The 18,781-nt window shown below is 74.0% G+C and carries 1 protein-coding gene and 1 pseudogene; both read right to left on the bottom strand.

Going from position 1 to position 18,781, the window contains the following annotated elements; genetic code table 11:
• Nucleotides 1–15,323, bottom strand: a pseudogene (locus ND747_RS14645) (type I polyketide synthase); the annotation flags it as partial.
• Nucleotides 15,324–15,401: 78 nt separating this feature from the next.
• Nucleotides 15,402–18,781: type I polyketide synthase (locus ND747_RS14640; RefSeq protein WP_251734175.1), on the bottom strand; the 3,380-nt coding region annotated here is incomplete at its 5' end.

Below are 18,781 nucleotides of genomic sequence, written 5' to 3'. Positions count from 1 at the left end.
GCCACCGCGTCCGCGTCCCGTAGGTCGCACGCGGTCACGGTCAGCCGAGCACCCGCGGCGGCGACATCGGCAGCGACGTCGGCCATCCCGGCGACCTGCGCGCCCCGCCGCGATACCAGGACGACGTGGTCGGCGCCGGCGTGGGCCAGCCAGCGGGCCAGCCTGGGACCGAGTGCGCCGGTCCCACCGGTGACGAGGACGGTGCCGCGCGGTCGCCAATCCGTGCCGCCGCCCTGCTCGGCGCGGTCGGCCAGGTCGACGCGGTCGACGCGGTCGGCGGTCCCACGAGGGCCGGGGGCGGCCCGGACCAGCCGGCGGGCGAACGTTCCCGCGGACCGGATCGCGAGCTGGTCCTCGCCGCCGTCCGCCGGGTCGGCCGCGACGACCGCGAGCAGCCGGGCCACGGCGCGTTCGTCGCAGCCGTCCGGCAGGTCGACCAGACCACCCCAGCGGTCGGGATGTTCCAGACCGACGACCCGGCCCAGTCCCCAGACCGCCGCCTGGACGGGAGCGTCGATCGGCTCGAACCGGCCGAGGGACACCCCGCCCCGGGTCAGCATCCACAACGGCGCCGCCACGTCGAGGTCGCCCAGGGCCTGGGCGAGCGCCAGGTTCAGCGCCAGTCCAGCCGGCAACCCCGGATGCGCCGGGTGGGCGGTCTCGGCGAACGCCAGGGTGGACAGGACTCCGACGGGTCGCACTGCGCCAGCCAGAACGTCGGTGCCAGCCAGAACGTCGGTGCCAGCCAGAACGTTCGTCAACGCGGCGACGACCGCGGCGCGGTCGGCGGCGCCGTCCGCGAGCTCCACCGGGATGACGTCGACGCCCGCCCGGCGCAGGCCGTCGGTGGTGCCGACCACCCACGGGTCCGTACCGTGACCGACCGGGTGGACCAGCAGCCAGGAGCCGGTGAGGGCCCCCGACGTCGTGGCCTCGATCGGGCGCCAGGTGACCCGGTAGCGCCAGGTATCGATGACGGACGCCCGGGCCTCGCGACGGCGCCAGGACGAGAGCACCGGCAGGGCCGCGCGCAGCGGCTCGAGTGGGACATCGGCGTCGAGGGCGGCCGCCAACGCGGTCAGGTCCTCCCGGTCCACCGCGGCCCAGAACCGGGCGGTGGCCGGATCCGCCGCCTCCCGGTTCACGGTCTCGGGCGCCGTGGTGGTGCTGGGCGCGTCCACCCAGTACCGCTGTTCCTGGAAGGCGTAGGTGGGCAGGTCGACCCGCCGCGGCGACGCCCCGAACGCCGGCGCCCAGTCCACCGCGACGCCGTGTGTGAACGCCTCGGCCGCACTCGCCAGGAAACGACGGGGACCGCCGTCCTCACGGCGCAGGGTTCCGATGGTCACCGCACTCGCATCCGCCGCGTCGATGGTTTCCTGCATCCCCACGGTCAGCACCGGATGCGGGCTGACCTCGATGAACATCCGACGCCCCTCGTCGACCAGACGACGGACCGCGGGCTCGAACTCCACCGGCTCCCGCAGATTGCGCACCCAGTAGCCGGCATCCAGGATTGCCGAATCCACCAGCTCACCGGTCACCGTCGAGAAGAACGGCACTTCCGGTACCCGCGGAACAATTCCGGCCACAGCCGCCTGCAGCTCTTCTGCGACACCGTCCACCTGTGCCGAATGCGACGCATAGTCCACGGCGATCCGCCGGACCCGCACCTCCTCCGCTTCGCAGCCAGCCAGAAACTCGTCCAACGCCTGCGGATCACCCGACACCACCGTCGACGACGGCCCGTTCACCGCCGCCACCGACAGTCGCCCATCCCACTGCCCCAGCCGTTCCTCCACCAGCACCGCCGGCAACGCCACCGACGCCATCCCACCCCGACCCGACAGCCGCGCCGCCACCAGACGGCTGCGCACCGCCACCACTCGCGCACCGTCGGCCAGGCTCAACGCCCCGGCCACACACGCCGCCGCGATCTCCCCCTGGGAATGCCCCACCACCGCCGACGGCACCACCCCGAACGACCACCACAGCTGCGCCAGCGACACCATCACCGCCCACAACGCCGGCTGTACCACGTCCACCTGCCCCAGATCCGGCGCCCCCGCAGCACCTCGCAGCACCTCCAGCAGCGACCAGTCCACATACGGCTCCAACGCCGCCGCGCACCGCGCCAACCAATCTCGAAATACCGGTGAAGAATCCATCAGCTCTACCGCCATCCCGACCCACTGCGACCCCTGCCCCGGAAACACGAACACCGGCTTCGACTCGGCCGCCGCCACCCCCGACACCACACCCGCCGCTGGATCCCCCGGCGACAACGCCCCCAGCCCAGCCAGGAAGCCCGGCCGATCCCCCGCCACCACCACCGCGCGATGCGCGAACACCGACCGCGACGTCACCAACGAGAAACCCACATCCCCCAGATCCACCTCGGGCCGCGCCGACACAAACGTCGACAACCGCTGCGCCTGCGCGACCAGACCCGCCGCATCCCGCCCCGACAAAACCCACGGAAAAACCGTCGGCACAACCAGGGAACCGGGCGAAGAAACGACCGAACCGGCCGGCGCGTCCGACCCGGCACCCTCGCTCACCGGTCGCGGCTGCTCCGGTTCGCGGGCGGCCGGGGCCGTGGGCGCCTCCTCCAGGATCACGTGGGCGTTGGTGCCGCTGATACCGAACGAGGACACCCCGGACCGCCGTGGATCCTGCGTGCGCGGCCACGGCGTCGCCTCCGTCACCAGCCGGACCGCCCCCGAACTCCAGTCGACCACCGGCGACGGCTCGTCGGCATGCAGGGTCTTCGGCACCATCCCGTGCCGCATCGCCAGCACCATCTTGATCACACCGCCGACACCTGCCGCCGCCTGCGTGTGCCCGATGTTCGACTTCAACGACCCCACCCACAGCGGCCGATCCGCGTCCCGGTCACGTCCGTAGGTGGCCAACAGCGCCTGCGCCTCGATCGGATCGCCGAGCGCGGTGCCGGTGCCGTGGCCGTCGACGGCGTCGATCTGTTCGGCGGCGAGGCCCGCGTCGCGCAACGCCGCGTCGATCACCCGCTGCTGCGACGGACCGTTCGGCGCGGTCAGCCCGTTGCTCGCCCCGTCGGAGTTCACCGCCGACCCGCGCACCACCGCCCACACCGGATGACCGTGGCGGCGCGCGTCCGAGAGCCGCTCCACCAGCAGGACACCCACGCCCTCGGCCATGCCGAACCCGTCGGCGCCGGCACCGAAGGCCTTGCACCGTCCGTCGGCGGCGAGCCCGCGCTGTCGACTGAACTCGACGAAACCCCCGGGTGTCGACATCACCATGACGCCGCCGACCAGAGCCAGCGAGCACTCCCCCGACCGCAGCGCCCGGACCGCCAGATGCAACGCCACCAACGACGACGAACACGCCGTGTCCACCGTCAGTGCCGGCCCCTCCAGACCGAAGGTGTAGGCGAGACGGCCGGAGACGACGCTGGCCGCGTTGCCGGTGGCCACATAGCCCTCACCGGTCTTCGGTGCGGCGGCCAGCAGCGACACGTAGTCCTGGCTGTTGGTGCCGACGAACACCCCGGTCCGGCTGCCCCGCAACGTCCCCGGGTCGATCCCGGCCCGCTCGAACGCCTCCCACGACGTGGTCAGCAGCAGCCGCTGCTGCGGATCCATCGCCAGCGCCTCCCGCGGCGAGATCCCGAAGAACGCCGGATCGAACTGAGCCACGTCGTAGAGGAACCCACCGGCCCGGACGTAGGAGCGGCCGGTCTGGTCGGGGTCCGGGTCGTAGAGGGCGTCGAGATCCCACCCCCGGTCCGCCGGGAACGGACCCACCGCGTCCCCACCGGCGGCCACCAGCTCCCACAGCTGTTCCGGCGATCGCACCCCACCCGGATACCGGCAGCTCATCGCGACGATCACGATCGGGTCGTCGGCCGGAGCCGGCACCGCGCGGGCCGGTCCGTGGGGCGCGTGCGCGCCGAGGGAGCGCTCCCCGTCGGGTGGGACGTCGCCCAGCAGCTCGGTGCGCAGATACCCGGCCAGGGCGACGGGGGTGGGGTAGTCGAAGACCAGGGTGGCCGACAGCCGCAGTCCGACCGCGGCGGCCAGGCGATTGCGCAGCTCGACCGCCGTCAGCGAGTCGAACCCGAGATCGCGGAACGGCCGCCCGGTGTCGACGGCCTCGGACTGGGCGTGACCGAGCACGATCGCCGCCTGGGCCCGCACCAGATCGAGCATTACCTGGGCCCGGTCGGCCTCGCCGAGGCCGAGCAGCCGCCGGCGCAGCCCGTCGGCGCCACCCGCTCGCGCCTCGGCCGCGGCGGCCCGGCGCGGTGGCCGCACCAGTCCGCGAAGCGGCGCGGGAATGCCCCTCGTCGAGGCCTGCGCCCGGATCGCCGCCAGGTCGAACGCGACCGGGACGCTCACCGCGGTGGATGCGCCGGCCGCCGCGTCGAACAGCGCCAGCCCCGCCTCGGCGTCGAGTGGCCGCAGCCCGCCGGTGTCCATCCGCCGCAGCGCGGTGTCGTCGAGGTGGCCGGTCATGTCGCTGCCGGGCGCCCACCGTCCCCAGGCCATCGACACCGCGGGCAGGCCGGCGGCCCGGCGGCGCTCGGCGAACGCGTCGAGGAAGGCGTTGGCCGCGGCGTAGTTGCCCTGGCCCGGACCACCGAAGATCCCGGCGATCGAGGAGAACAGGACGAACGCCGCCAGGTCCCGTCCGGCGGTGAGTTCGTGCAGGTTGAGCACGGCGTCCACCTTCGGCCGCAGCACCTGGTCCAGCCGTTCGGGCGTGAGCGCGGCGACCACCCCGTCGTCGAGCACGCCGGCCGCGTGGACGACCGCGGTCAGTGGGTGCCGGGACGGGATGGCGTCGACGACGGCGGCGAGCTGGTCCCGGTCCGCCACGTCGCACGCGGCGAGCGTGACAGTGGCGCCCAGATCGTCCAGCTCCTGCGCCAGGCGGGCGGCGCCGGGCGCGGCGGCACCGCGGCGGCCGATCAGCACGAGGTGGCGCACGCCGTGGACCGCGACGAGGTGCCTGGCCACGAGCGCCCCCAGCGTCCCGGTGGCGCCGGTGACCAGTACCGTGCCCTGCGGATCCCATCCCGTGGCCGGTGCGGCGGGCGGAGCGGTCAGGACGATCTTGCCGATGTGGCGGGCCTGGCTGAGGAAACGAAACGCCTCCGGTGCCCGGCGGACGTCGACGAACCGGGTCGGCAGGGCGCTGAGCACCCCCTGCTCGAACAGCGCGAGGACCTCGGCGAACAGCTCCTGGATGCGCCCGAGACCGGCGTCCATCAGCTCGAACGCGCGGTAACGCACCCCGGGACGGTCGGCGGCGATGACCGCCGCGTCCCGGACGTCGGTCTTGCCCATCTCCACGAACGCGCCGCCGCGCGGCAGCAGCCGCAGCGAGGCGTCGACGAACTCGCCGGCAAGCGCGTTGAGGACCACGTCGACACCCGCCCCGCCGGAGGTGGCGTGGAACCGGTCGGCGAAGTCCAGGTTCCGGGAGGAGGCGAGATGGTCGCCGTCGATGCCCATCGCCCGCAGGACATCCCACTTGCCGGGGCTCGCCGTCGCGTACACCTCGGCGCCGAGATGGCGGGCCAGCTGGACGGCGGCCATCCCGACCCCGCCGGCCGCCGCGTGCACGAGCACCGCCTGCCCGGCGTGCAGACCGGCGAGATCGACGAGACCGTAGTACGCGGTGAGGAAGACAACCGGCACCGAGGCGGCCTGGCCGAACGTCCAACCGGCGGGGATGCGGGCGAGCATGCGCCGGTCGGTCACCGTCAGGGAGGCGAAGGAACCGGCGAACAGCCCCATCACCGCCTCCCCCACGGCCAGGTCCGTCACGTCCGGACCGACCTCGACGACCACCCCGGCGCCCTCGATACCCAGCGGACCCGCGTCGCCGGGGTAGAGCCCGAGGGCGTTCAGCGCGTCCCGGAAGTTCAGCCCGGACGCCCGCATCCGAACCCGGACCTGGGCGCCGGCCAGCGGTCGGGACGCCTCCGGGCAGGGCAGCAGCGCCAGGTTCGCCAGGGCACCCCTGCCGGTGCTTTCCAGCCGCCAGGCGGCCACCGCCGGTGGCACGAGCGTGTCGCCACCCCCGGCACGCACCAGCCGGCCGACCCAAACCTCGCCCGCGCGGATAGCGAGCCGCGGCTCGTCGGCGGCCAACGCCGCCACCGCGGCGGGCAGCACCTGCCACGACGCCGGCTCGGCGTCGAGGTCGACCAGTGCGAAACGGTCCGGGTTCTCCGAGCGAGCGGACAGGAACAGGCCCCACACCGCCGCCGAGACGGGATCGCCTGGCGGGTCGCCGGGGCCGGCCGCCACGGCTGCCCGACTCACCAGGACCAGCCGGGAGGAGGCGAAGCGGTCGTCGGCGAGCCACTGCTGCGCCAACCGCAGCGCGTGAGCGGTGGCCGTCCGCACGTCCTCGGCCCGCACCTGCTCGACCCATACCTGCTGGGCCGGTGCCTGCTGGGCCAGCGTGCCCCCAACCCGACCATCTTCGGCCGGGCCGGTGCCCGGATCCGGATGCGCGGACGGGCAGGGCACGAGCACCACAGCTGGCACGGGTGCCCCGGCCGCCACGGCGGCCGACAGCGCCGGCAGATCGATGTGGTGGTCGACCGCGACGCCGCTGCCCGCCAGCTCTGCCCAACCCGCCAGCTCCGGCGTGATCGCCGGGTCGGCGCCGAGGACCGCCCACGTGGACGGTGCCAGGCCCGCGGCGACCGGCACGTCCGCGGGGACCGGCGGCACCGTGATCCAGCCGAACTCGTACAGATCGTCCACCGCAGCCGAGCCACCTGCGGGGCGCGCCGGATCGACGGCCCGCAGCACCAGCGACTCGATGGTGGCCACCGGCTGACCATCGGTGTCAGTGAGCCGCAGGCTGATCGCGTCGCGGCCGGCTGGTGCCAGTCGTACCCGCAGCGAGGTGGCGCCGGCGGCATACAGGCTGATGCCACTCCAGGCGAACGGCAGCCGGGTGCTGTCGTCGCGCTCGCCCGGGTTGGGCAGTCCGCCGAGCGCCATCGCGTGCAGGGCGGCGTCCAGCAGCGCCGGATGAAGCCCGAACGAGCCGGCGTCCGGTCCGTGCTCGGCCGGCAGGCTCACCTCGGCGAGGACCTCGTCGCCCAGCCGCCAGGCTGCGTGCAGCCCCTGGAACACCGGGCCGTAGGCGAAGCCGACCGCGGCCAGGTCGTCGTAAAGGGTCTCGTGAGCGGTCGGCTCGGCCCCGGCCGGTGGCCAGGCCCCGGTGTCGCTCGACGGCAACCGGGTGTCCGCCGCGAGCAGGCCGGACGCATGTCGCGTCCAGACCCGGTCGCCGGCATCCGCACCGGCGGTCTCGGGATGGGAGAAGAAGGACACCGCACGGCGGCCGGAGTCGTCGGGCGGATCGACCGTCACCTGGATCCGGACGGCACCCGAGGCGGGCAGGACCAACGGGACCGCGATGGTCAGGTCCTCCACCCGCCCGCAGCCGACCTGCGAGCCGACGTGGACGGCGAGCTCCACGAACGCCGCGCCCGGCAACAGCACCGTGCCCGCCACGGCGTGGTCGGCGAGCCAGGGATGGCCGCTCAGGCAGAGTCGGCCGGTGACCAGCAGGCTGTCGGAGTTCGCCACCGTGACGGCGGCGCCGAGCAGAGGGTGGTTGGCCGCGTCCAGCCCGGCGGCGGCGACATCGGTGGCCCCGGCCCCCGCTGGTTCCAGCCAGTACCGCTGTTCCTGGAAGGCGTAGGTGGGCAGGTCGACCCGCCGCGGCGGCGCCCCGGATGCCGACGCCCCGAACACCGGCGCCCAGTCCACCGCGACACCATGTGTGAACGCCTCGGCCAGACTGGTCAGGAAACGCCCCGGCCCCCCATCGTCACGGCGCAGCGTCCCGAACACCACCGAACCCGAATCCGCCGCTGCCGCTGCCGCTGCCGCTGCGTCAATGGTCTCCTGCACCCCGACCGTCAACACCGGATGCGGACTCAGTTCGACGAAAACCCGCTGCCCGGTCTCCACCAGACCCCGTACCACCGGCTCGAACAGCACGGGTTCCCGCAGGTTCCGCACCCAGTAGCCGGCGTCCAGCACCGCCGTATCCACCAGCTCACCGGTCACCGTCGACAAAAACGGGATATTCGGGACCCGTGGCGACAGCTCTCCCAGGGCATCCAGCAACTCATCCCGCACGCCGTCCACCTGCGCCGAATGCGACGCATAGTCCACGGCGATCCGCCGGACCCGCACCTCCTGCGTTTCGCAGCCGGCCAGAAAGTCGTCCAACGCCCGCGGATCACCCGACACCACCGTCGACGACGGCCCGTTCACCGCCGCCACCGACAGTCGCCCATCCCACTGCCCCAGCCGTTCCTCCACCAGCACCGCCGGCAACGCCACCGACGCCATCCCACCCCGACCCGACAGCCGCTCCCCCACCAAACGGCTGCGCACCGCCACCACCCGCGCCCCATCCGCCAGACTCAACGCCCCCGCCACACACGCCGCCGCGATCTCCCCCTGCGAATGCCCCACCACCGCCGACGGCACCACCCCAAACGAACCCCACAACCCCGCCAACGCCACCATCACCGCCCACAACACCGGCTGCACCACCTCCACCCGCTCCAGCGACGGCGCCCCCGCCATCCCGTGCACCACCTCCATCAACGACCAGTCCACATACGACTCCAACGCCGCCGCACACTCCGTCAACCGCTCCCGAAAAACCGGAAAAGCAGCCGCCAACTCCGCCGCCATCCCCACCCACTGCGACCCCTGACCCGGAAACACAAACACCGGCTTCGACTCGGCCACCACCACCCCCGACACCACACCCACAGCCGACTCCCCCCGCGACAAAGCCCCCAACCCCACCAGAAAACCCGCCCGATCTTCCGACACCACCACCGCCCGATACGCAAACACCGACCTGCCGGTCACCAACGAAAAACCCACATCACGCAGATCCACCCCAGACCGCCCCGACACAAACGACAACAACCGACCCGCCTGCCCCGAAAGACCCGCCGCATCCCGCCCCGACAGAACCCACGGAAAAAACCCGATACCACCCGTGTCATCGGCCGGGGAATCCGCGGCGGAGACACCGGCGGTGGGGGCAGTGCCGGAATCCTGGTTCTCCTCGAGAATCACGTGGACGTTGGTGCCACTCATGCCGAAGGACGACACACCCGCTCGCCGGGGCCGCTGCCCGGCCGGCCAGGGCACCGTCTCCGACAGCAGGCGGACAGTGCCGGCCGACCAGTCGACGTGCGGGGTCGGCTCGTCGAGGTGGAGGGTCCTCGGCACCATCCCGTGCCGCATCGCCATCACGGTCTTGATCACACCGGCGAGCCCGGAGAGCCCGGCGGTGTGCCCGATGTTCGACTTGACCGACCCCACCAGCAACGGCCGGTCCGCGTCCCGGGCCTGACCGTAGGTCGCCAGCAACGCCTGGGCCTCGATCGGATCACCCAGCGTCGTACCCGTACCGTGCGCCTCCACCACATCGACCTCACCCGCACCCACCCGGGCATCGGCCAACGCCCGCACGATCACCCGCTGCTGCGACGGACCGTTCGGCGCCGTCAGCCCGTTACTCGCCCCGTCGGAGTTCACCGCCGACCCGCGCACCACCGCCCACACCGGATGACCATGGCGGCGCGCGTCCGAGAGCCGCTCCACCAGCAGGACACCCACGCCCTCCGCCCAGCCGGTGCCGTCCGCGGCGGCCGCGAACGGCTTGCACCGCCCGTCCGGAGCCAGCCCCTGCTGGCGGCTGAACTCGACGAAGGCCTGTGGCGTGGACATCACGGTCGCCCCGCCGACGACGGCCAGCGCGCACTCCCCCGACCGCAGCGCCCGCACCGCCAGATGCAACGCCACCAACGACGACGAACACGCCGTGTCCACCGTCACCGCCGGCCCCTCCAGACCGAAGGTGTAGGCCAGCCGACCGGACGCCACACTGCCCGCGGTGCCGGTGAGCAGATGGCCTTCCAGGCCGGCCTCGGCCGCCCCGACGCGGGTGCCGTAGTCCTGGCCGGCCAGCCCGACGAAGGTGCCGGTCTGGCTGCCCCGCACCGTGGCCGGGTCGATCCCGGCCCGCTCGAACACCTCCCAGGTGCTCTCGAGCAGCAGCCGCTGCTGGGGGTCCATCGCCAGCGCCTCCCGCGGCGAGATCCCGAAGAAGTCGGCGTCGAACTGGTGCGCGTCGTGGAGAAATCCACCCGTGCGCACGTAGGACTTCCCCGGTGCCCGGGGGTCGGGGTCGTAGAGGCCCTCGACATCCCAGCCCCGGTCGACGGGAAAACCGGAGATCGCGTCCGTGCCGGCGGCGACCAGATCCCACAGCTGCTCCGGCGAGGCGACGTCACCCGGCAGACGGCAGCTCATCGCCACGATCGCGATCGGCTCGTCGGCACCCCCCGCGGCACCGGCATCGGCACCTGCTGCCATCAGCTGTAGCCGCGTCTGCTCCTCGGCGGGGGCCGTGCCGCCGAGGGCCAGCGCGAGCACGTGAGCGGCGAGTTCGTGTGGGGTCGGGACGTCGAAGACGACCGTCGTGGGCAGCGGCAGGCCGGTCCGGGCACACAGGCGGTTGCGCAGGTCGACCGCGGTCAGGGAGTCGAAGCCCAGGTCGCGGAAGGCTCGGGCCGGATCGATCGCCGCCGCGGAGACATGGCCCAGTACCAGGGCTGTCTCGGCCCGCACGAGGTCCAGGACCGCCGCGGGACGTTCGGACGCGGCCAACGCGGTGAGCTCCTGGGAGATCGACGGCTGGGCCGCGGGCGCCGACCGGCCGGCGGGGTCACCGGCCGGTCGGCCGGCCAGATCCGGACGGCCGGTGGAGTGGTCGTCGTGCTGGCCAGCCAGCACGCGGCGTACCTCGGGCAGGTCCTCGATCAGTGGACTGGGCCGCATCGCGGTGAAGGCGGGCGCGAACCGGTCCCACCGCACGTCGGCGACGGCGACGCTGGCCGGCGCCCCGCTCAACACGTCCGCCAGTGCCGTGATCGCGGCGTCCGGGGGCATCTGCGGCAGACCTCGGCGATGCAGGTCGTCGGCGCGGGAGGCACCGGCCGCGGCCAGCATCCCCCCACCGGCCCAGGGGCCCCAGGCCACGGAACTCGCCCGCCCGCCGCGGTCCCGCCGCCGCTGCGCGAGGGCGTCCAGGAAGGCGTTCGCGGCCGCGTAGGCGCCCTGGCCACCGCTGCCCCACACGCCGGCGACCGACGAGAACGAGACGTTGACCTCGAGGGCGTCATGATCGAGCAACGCGTCGAGATGGGTCGCGCCAGCAATCTTCGCGGCGGTCACCTCGACCAGCTCGGCCGGGCTCAGCTCGGCGAGCGCCGTGGTGCGCTCGACCCCCGCGGCATGCACCACGGCGTTCGGGGTCTCCCCCTGCGCCGCCAGTGTCTCCAGAAGGTTCGCCACGGCGGCGCGGTCGGCGACATCGCAGGCGGCGACCGTGACACAGGCGCCGAGTGCGGCGAGCTCCGCCACCAGCTCGGCCGTGCCGGGCGTCGCCGATCCCCGCCGACCGGTCAGGACGAGATGCTCCGCCCCCGCCCCGGCAAGCCAGCGGGCGGTGTGCGCGCCCAGAGCACCCAGGCCGCCGGTGACGAGGACCGTGCCGTGAGGCGTCCACGCCGGCCGACCCGCACCGGGCTCCCGGCCGGCTGCGGGGAGGGACGAGACGCGGCGGCCGAACACCCCGGTCGACCGGATGGCCAGCTGGTCCTCCGCCCCGAACCCGCCGGCGAGCACCGTCGCCAGCATCCGGTAGATCTCCGCCTCGGACCCGCTCCCGACATCGGCATCGGGCCCGGCGAGGTCGATCAGTCCGCCCCAGCGGCGCGGATACTCCAACGCCGCGACCCGGCCCAGACCCCACACAGCCGCCGCGTCCGGGTTGGTCAGCTTCTCGTCCGGTCCGACGCTGACGGCGCCGCGGGTTACCAACCACAACGGAGCGGAAAAATCGTCGCCCAGGCCGGTGCCGGGACCGGCATCGCCCAGGGCCCGCAGCAGACCCAGCGCCGCAAGCAGGGCCTTGAGGGCCGCCCCGCCAACCACCCGGTCGGCAGCGGTGTCGATCGGGACGTCGGGGTCGGTCGGGAGGTCGGTTGCCAGCAGCGCAAGAACTCCGTCGACGCGGCGTCCAGCGGGCAACGCCGCACGCAGCACCTGCGTCCAGCCCGACGGGTCGTCGCTCGGACTGGCCGGATCCCAGGTGGCTTCGACGACCTCCACGCCTGCGACGGCGAGCATCCGCGCGCTTTCCCGGCGCGGGCCGTCGTCCGCCTGGCGGGGTGCGGTCACCAGCAGCCAGATGCCGGCGGGAGCGACGGGCGCGACGGGCGCGAGCGGTTTCCACTCGACCTGGTAACGCCACGACCGCGACTGGCCGGCGGCCGGTTCCGGGGGCGCCAGCCAGTAACGCCGGCGGGTGAAGGCATAGGTCGGGAGCTCGACGGGATGGCTCCCGGTCGTCGGCAGGACCGCCGACCAGTCCACCGGGATCCCGTGCACGTGCAGACCGGCCAGCGCGGTCAGGCAGCCCCGGGGCTCGGACCGCCCCGGCCGCAGCGTCGGGACGACGACGGGTTGCCCGTGCCCCTCGGCGGGCGTGGCCGCGGCAGGGGTGGCCGCGGTGGGCACGGCGTCGTCGAGGCAGCGCCGCGTCATCGCGGTCAGCGCGCCGCCCGGACCGACCTCGACGTAGGCCCGCGTCCCGGCCTCGGCCAGCCAGCGGACACCGTCGGCGAAGCGCACCGCGCCGCGGGCGTGGCGCACCCAGTAGTCGGGCGAGGTGATCTGTTCGACGGTGTGCGGCCGACCGGTGAGGTCGGACAGCACGGGAATGCGCGGCGGCGCGTAGGTGAGCCGCTCGGCGACCCGGCGGAACTCCGCCAGCATCGGGTCCATGTGCGGGGAGTGGAACGCATGGCTGACCCGCAGGCGGGTGGTTCGGCGTCCCTGGGCACGCCAACGGGCGGCGAGTTCGTCGACGGTCGCGGTATCGCCGGAGATCACGCTGGCTGCCGGGCCGTTGACGGCCGCCAGGTCCACCCGGTCCGCCAGGCCGACCAACGTCGCCAGCACCTCGCCCTCGCTCGCCTCGATGGCGACCATCGCGCCGCCGGGCGCGAGCGCCTGCATCAGCCGGCCTCGCGCGGCGACCAGCGCGCACGCGTCGGGCAGCGACAGAACGCCGGCGAGGTGGGCGGCGGCGAGCTCCCCGACCGAGTGGCCCAGCAGATGGTCGGGGACGACGCCCCACGACTCGAACAGCCGGACCATCGCGACCTCGACGGCGAACAGCGCCGGCTGGGTGAAGCCGGTCTGGTCCAGGGCCGCCGCGGCGGACGTCCCGGGGTCGGCGAACAGGACCTCACCCAGGGGACGCGGCAGGTGCCGGTCGAACTGCCCGCACACCTCGTCGAGGGCGGCGGCGAAGACCGGGCTGGTCGCGCGCAGCCGCGCGCCGGCGCCGAGGCGCTGGCTGCCCTGGCCCGGCAGGAGGAAGGCAACCGGGCCGGCGGGTCCCGCGATCCCGTGCACGGCATGCGGAGTCGGTTCGCCACGGGCGATCGCGGCAAGCGCGTCGAGCGCCTCGTCACGGTTCTCGGCCAGCACGACCGCCCGGTTCCCGAGCGTGGCCCGGGTCGTCACCAGGGCGTGTCCCAGTTCGGCCAGGTCCAGATCCGGCCGCCGTCCGAGGTGCTCGTGCAGCCGATCGGCCTGCGCGGCCAGCGCCTCGGCACCCCGGCCCGACACGACCAGCGGGAACGGCCCGCCGGCACCGTCCCGGGTGTCCGTGTCCCCGGGGACGTCCACGGCTGCCGGAACGTCGGGATCCGCCGTGCTGTCCAGTGCCACCGGAACGTCCAGGGCCACCGGAACGTCCAGGGCCACCGGAACGTCCAGGGCCACCGACGGGTCCGTGGGATCCGGGTCGGGTGGGGCCTGTTCGAGCAGGAGATGGGCGTTCGTCCCGCTGACTCCGAACGCCGAGACGCCGGCCCGGCGTGGATGTTCCGTGACCGGCCAGGGTGTGGGTTCCGTCAGCACCCGCACGGCGCCGGCCGACCAGTCGACCTTGCCCGACGGAGTGTTCACGTGCAGGGTGCGGGGCAGCAGACCGGCTCGCATCGCCAGCACCATCTTGATCACGCCGCCGATGCCGGCGGCGGCCTGGGTGTGGCCGATGTTCGACTTCAACGACCCGATGAGCAGGGGACGGTCGGCCGGCCGGTCCTGCCCGTAGGTCGCCAGCAGCGCCTGGGCCTCGATCGGGTCGCCCAGGACGGTCCCGGTGCCATGGGCCTCGACCGCGTCGATCTCGCCCGGTCCGAGTCCGGCCCCGGCCAGCGCCCGGCGGATCACCCGCTGCTGGGACGGGCCGTTCGGTGCGGTCAGGCCGTTGCTGGCACCGTCGGAGTTGACCGCACTGCCGCGGATGACGGCCAGGACCCGGTGGCCGAGACGGTGCGCGTCGCGGAGTCGTTCCAGGACCAGCACGCCGACGCCTTCACCCCAGCCGGTGCCGTCGGCGGCGTCGGAGAAGGCCTTGCACCGGCCGTCGGGGGCGAGACCGCGCTGCCGGCTGAACTCGACGAACAGCCCGGCCGTCGACATGATCGTCACACCACCGGCCAAAGCGGCCTGGCACTCACCGGCGCGCAGCGCCTGACACGCCAGGTGGATCGCCACCAGGGACGCCGAGCAGGCGGTGTCGACGGTGACCGCGGGACCCTCCAGGCCCAGGACGTAGGCGAGGCGCCCCGACACGACACTGGCCGCCCGTCCGGTCAGCAGGAAGCCCTCGGCCTCGGGCGGGATCGCCGGCAGGTTCGAGGCGTAGTCCTGACCGTTCGTACCGACGAAGACCCCGGTGTCGGCGCCGCGCAGGCGCTGCGGATTCAGCCCGGCGGTCTCGATCGCCTCCCAGGACGTCTCCAGCAGCAGCCGCTGCTGGGGGTCCATCGCGAGGGCCTCCCGCGGCGAGATACCGAACAGCTCGGCGTCGAACGCGTCGGCGTCGTCGAGGAAACCACCCGAGCGGACGTAGGAGCGTCCCGGCCGGTCGGGGTTCGGGTCGTACAGTCCGTCGAGATCCCAGCCCCGGTCGGCGGGAAAGTCGGTGACGGCGTCCCGGCCGTCGACCAGCAGCTGCCACAGGTCCGCCGGGGTCCGCACCCCGCCGGGGAACCGGCAGGCCATCCCGACGATCGCCACCGGCTCCCGCCCGGCGGCCTGCGCATCAGCCAGTCGCCGCCGGGCGAGGCGCAGGTCGGCGGTCGTGCGCCGTAGGTAGTCGCGCAGCCGGTCCTCGGTGTTCACGCGACAGCGCCCGATCGCGGCAACATTCCATGGTGCGACACGCGTACTCCTGTGATCGCCGGGGCGGGGGTCAGGACGTCAGGGGGTTTCGAGCTCGGAGTCGAGCAGGTCGAACAGTTCGTCGTCCGACGTGTTGTCCGCATCGGTCGCAGGTTCGGCGGCCGGTGCGGACAGACCGGCCAGCAGCCCCCGGAGCCGGCGAACAATCTCCGCCCGGTCCGCGGCGGACTCGGGGCCGAACGCGGACACGGCGGACAGGGCTGCCGTGAGCCGGTCGAGTTCCGCGCGGGCGCGGGTCGCCGCGGCGACCGACGTTCCGTCCACGGCGACCGACGTTCCGTCCCCGGAGGCCGGCAATCCGTCCGCGGGGTCCTGCCCGCACAGCGCACCAAGCTGGCGGGCGAGCGCGGTCGGGGTCGGATGGTCGAAGACGGCCGTTGTCGACAACCGGATCCCGGCCGCCGCGTTCAGCCGGTTGCGCAGCTCGACGGCGGTGAGCGAGTCGAATCCCAGGTCCCGGAACGCCGTGTCGGCGCCGATCGCCGCGGCCGAGGTGTGTCCGAGGACCGCGGCCGCGTGCGTGCCGACCAGCGTCAGCAGGGTCCGCGCCCGCGCGGCCTCCGGCTGCTCCGCCAGCGTCCGGCGCAACGCGAGCGGCGCGTCCTGCTCCGCCGGCGTTCCCAGGCCGGACGAGGTCCGTCGCAGAGTCCGTCGCAGCGCCGGTATCTCGTCGAGCAGCCGGGTCGGGCGCCTGCTGGACAGCGTGCCGGCCAGCCGATCCCAGTCGACGTCGAGGACCACCGACGTGACGAGATCATGATCGAGGATGTCCTGCAGGGCCTTCGTGGCCAGTTCCGGACGCATGTCGATCAGGCCGTGGCGACGCAGCCGCGCACCGGCCGCCCCCTCGACCATGCCGCCGTCTGCCCACAGCCCCCACGCCACCGCGGTCGCGGGCAGGCCCCGCGCCCGGCGATGCTCGGCCAGTGCCTCCAGGTAGGCGTTGCCCGGGGCGTAGTTGGCCACCCCGGGCAGCCCGAAGGTCGCCGTCACCGATGAGAACAGCACGAACGCGTCCAGCTCCAGCTCCTGGGTCAGTTCGTGCAGATGCCAGGCCCCGCCGACCTTGACCCGCGACACTCCGGCCATCCGCCGCGCCGTCAGCCGGTCCACCACCGTGTCGTCGAGAACGGCCGCGGCGTGGATGACCGCGCGCAACGGCCGCTCCGCCGGAATGCCCGCCAGTAGATCCGCGAGCGCGTCCCGATCACCGACGTCGCAGCGGACCAGCGATACTCCGGCGCCGAGGTTGCGCACCTGCGCGGCCAGGTCGGCCGCGCCGGGTGCATCAGCGCCGCGCCGGCTGGCCAGGACGAGATGCTCGGCGCCGGCCCCGGCAAGCCACCGCGCGACCCGCGCCCCCACGCCGCCCGTCCCGCCGGTGATCAGCACCGTGCCCCGCGGTCGCCAGGACCTCTCCGGCGCGCCGGGCAGCGGGGCAGGGGTGATCCTGCGGACCAGTGCCCCGGACGGGCGGATCGCCACCTGGTTCTCGCCGTCCGGACCGCGCAGCACGGCGGCGAGCAGATCGAGGTCTGCCGGCTCGCCGTCGGCGGGCAGGTCGACGATCCCGCCCCACAGGTCGGGGTACTCCAGGCTCGTGGTCTGGGCAAGGCCCCAGACCAGTGCCTGGGTCGGGCTTGGCACCGTGTCGCCCGCGACGGCGCACACGGCGCCCCGGGTCACACCCCACAGCGGCCCCCGCTCGGCCGACCCGCCGGCTCCGGCGTCGCTGAGCGCCTGGAGCAGGGTCACGGTCGCCGCGTGGCCGCGAGCAAGCTCGGGATGATCGGGATGCGGGTCGGTGTCCAGGGCCAGCAGGGACAGCACGCCGCCCCGGGAGCCGCCCGGTGGAGCCGACGACAGCAGGCGGGTCAGCCCGGCACGATCGAGCGCGGCCGCATCGACGAACAGCACCGCCGGCCGCGCACCGGCCCGGGAGAAGGCGGCGGCGCATGCCTCGGCCAGAACGGCCGCGGCGCCGGCCGGCGTGACGATCAGCCAGGACTCGGGACCGGTGCCCGAGGTCGGCACCGACTCGGCCGGCACCGGTCGGGGTGGCATCGGTCGCCAGGTGACGCGGTAGCGCCAACCGTCCCCGGCGGCCTCAGGGCGCGTGGCCGCTGGGGGCTCGAGCCAGAACCGCTCGCGTTGGAACGCGACGGTCGGCAGGTCGACCGGGCGCGGCCGGTCACCGCGAGGGTCCGCGAACGCGGCGGTGACGTCGACGGCCACGCCGCGTGTGAACAGCTCGGCGGCCCCGGCCAACAGCCGCTCCCGGCCACCGTGGTCGCGGCGCAGCGAGCCGACGACGACGACCGACCGGTCTCCCTGCGCCGCGGTGGCCTCCACCGCGGCCGTCAGGACGGGGTGCGGGCTGATCTCGACGAACGCCCGATGCCCGTCGGCGAGCAGCGCCTCGGTGGCCTGCTGGAACTCCACCGTTCCGCGCAGGTTGCGGTACCAGTAGCCCGCGTCGAGCGTGACGGTGTCCAGCTCCGCCCCGGTGAGGCTGGAGTAGAACGGGATGGTGGCCGGGCGTGGGGTGACCTCGGCCAGTTCCTGGTGGAGGCGCTCGCGCAGGGCCTCCACCTGCGCCGTATGCGAGGCGTAGTCGACGGGGATCCGCCGTGCCCGAACGCCGTCGGCCTCGCACCGCGCCAGCAGCTCGTCGAGCGCCTGCGGATCACCGGCCGCGACGAGTGATCCCGGCCCGTTGACGGCGGCGACCTCGAGGCGACCCGGCCAGGACCGCAGCGCCGCCTCGAGGGCGTCGCGGGGCAGCGACACCGAGACCATGCCGCCCCGGCCGGCCGCCGTGGCGCGCAACGCCCGGGCGCGGACGCAGACGACCTTCGCCGCGTCCGGCAGGGAGAGCGCGCCAGCCACGCAGGCCGCCGCGATCTCACCCTGGGAGTGCCCGACGACCGCCGCGGGCTCGACCCCGTGGGACCGCCACCACGCCGTGAGCCCCACCATCACCGCGAACAGGACCGGTTGGACCACATCGACTCGACGCAGACTCGGTGCGCCCCGCTCGCCGCGCACCACGTCGAGCACGGACCAGCCGGTGTGCGGGGTGATCGCGTCCGCGCACTCCCCCAGACAGGCCGCGAAATCCGGCTCGCCTGCCAGCAGGTCGCGGACCATGCCGTCCCACTGGGAGCCCTGGCCGGGGTAGACGAAGGCGAGGTCGCCCTCGATGTCCGCGACGCCCCGGGTCAGGTTCGCCGCCGGCTGGCCGGTTTCGAGCGCGTGCAGCCCACGGCGGAATCCGTCGAGATCGGCGGCGGTGACGACGGCGCGGTGGCTCAGCGCCGCCCGGGTGGTGGCCAGCGCATGACCGGTGTCACGCGGCCGGGCCAGGGCCGGGCCCGGCGCCGCGCCCGGCATCGTGA

It is taken from the genome of Frankia sp. R82 (assembly GCF_023716925.1).
Lineage (GTDB): Bacteria > Actinomycetota > Actinomycetes > Frankiales > Frankiaceae > Frankia.
The sequence above is the reverse complement of the archived record's forward strand: the minus strand, read 5'-3'. Positions and strand labels throughout refer to the sequence as shown.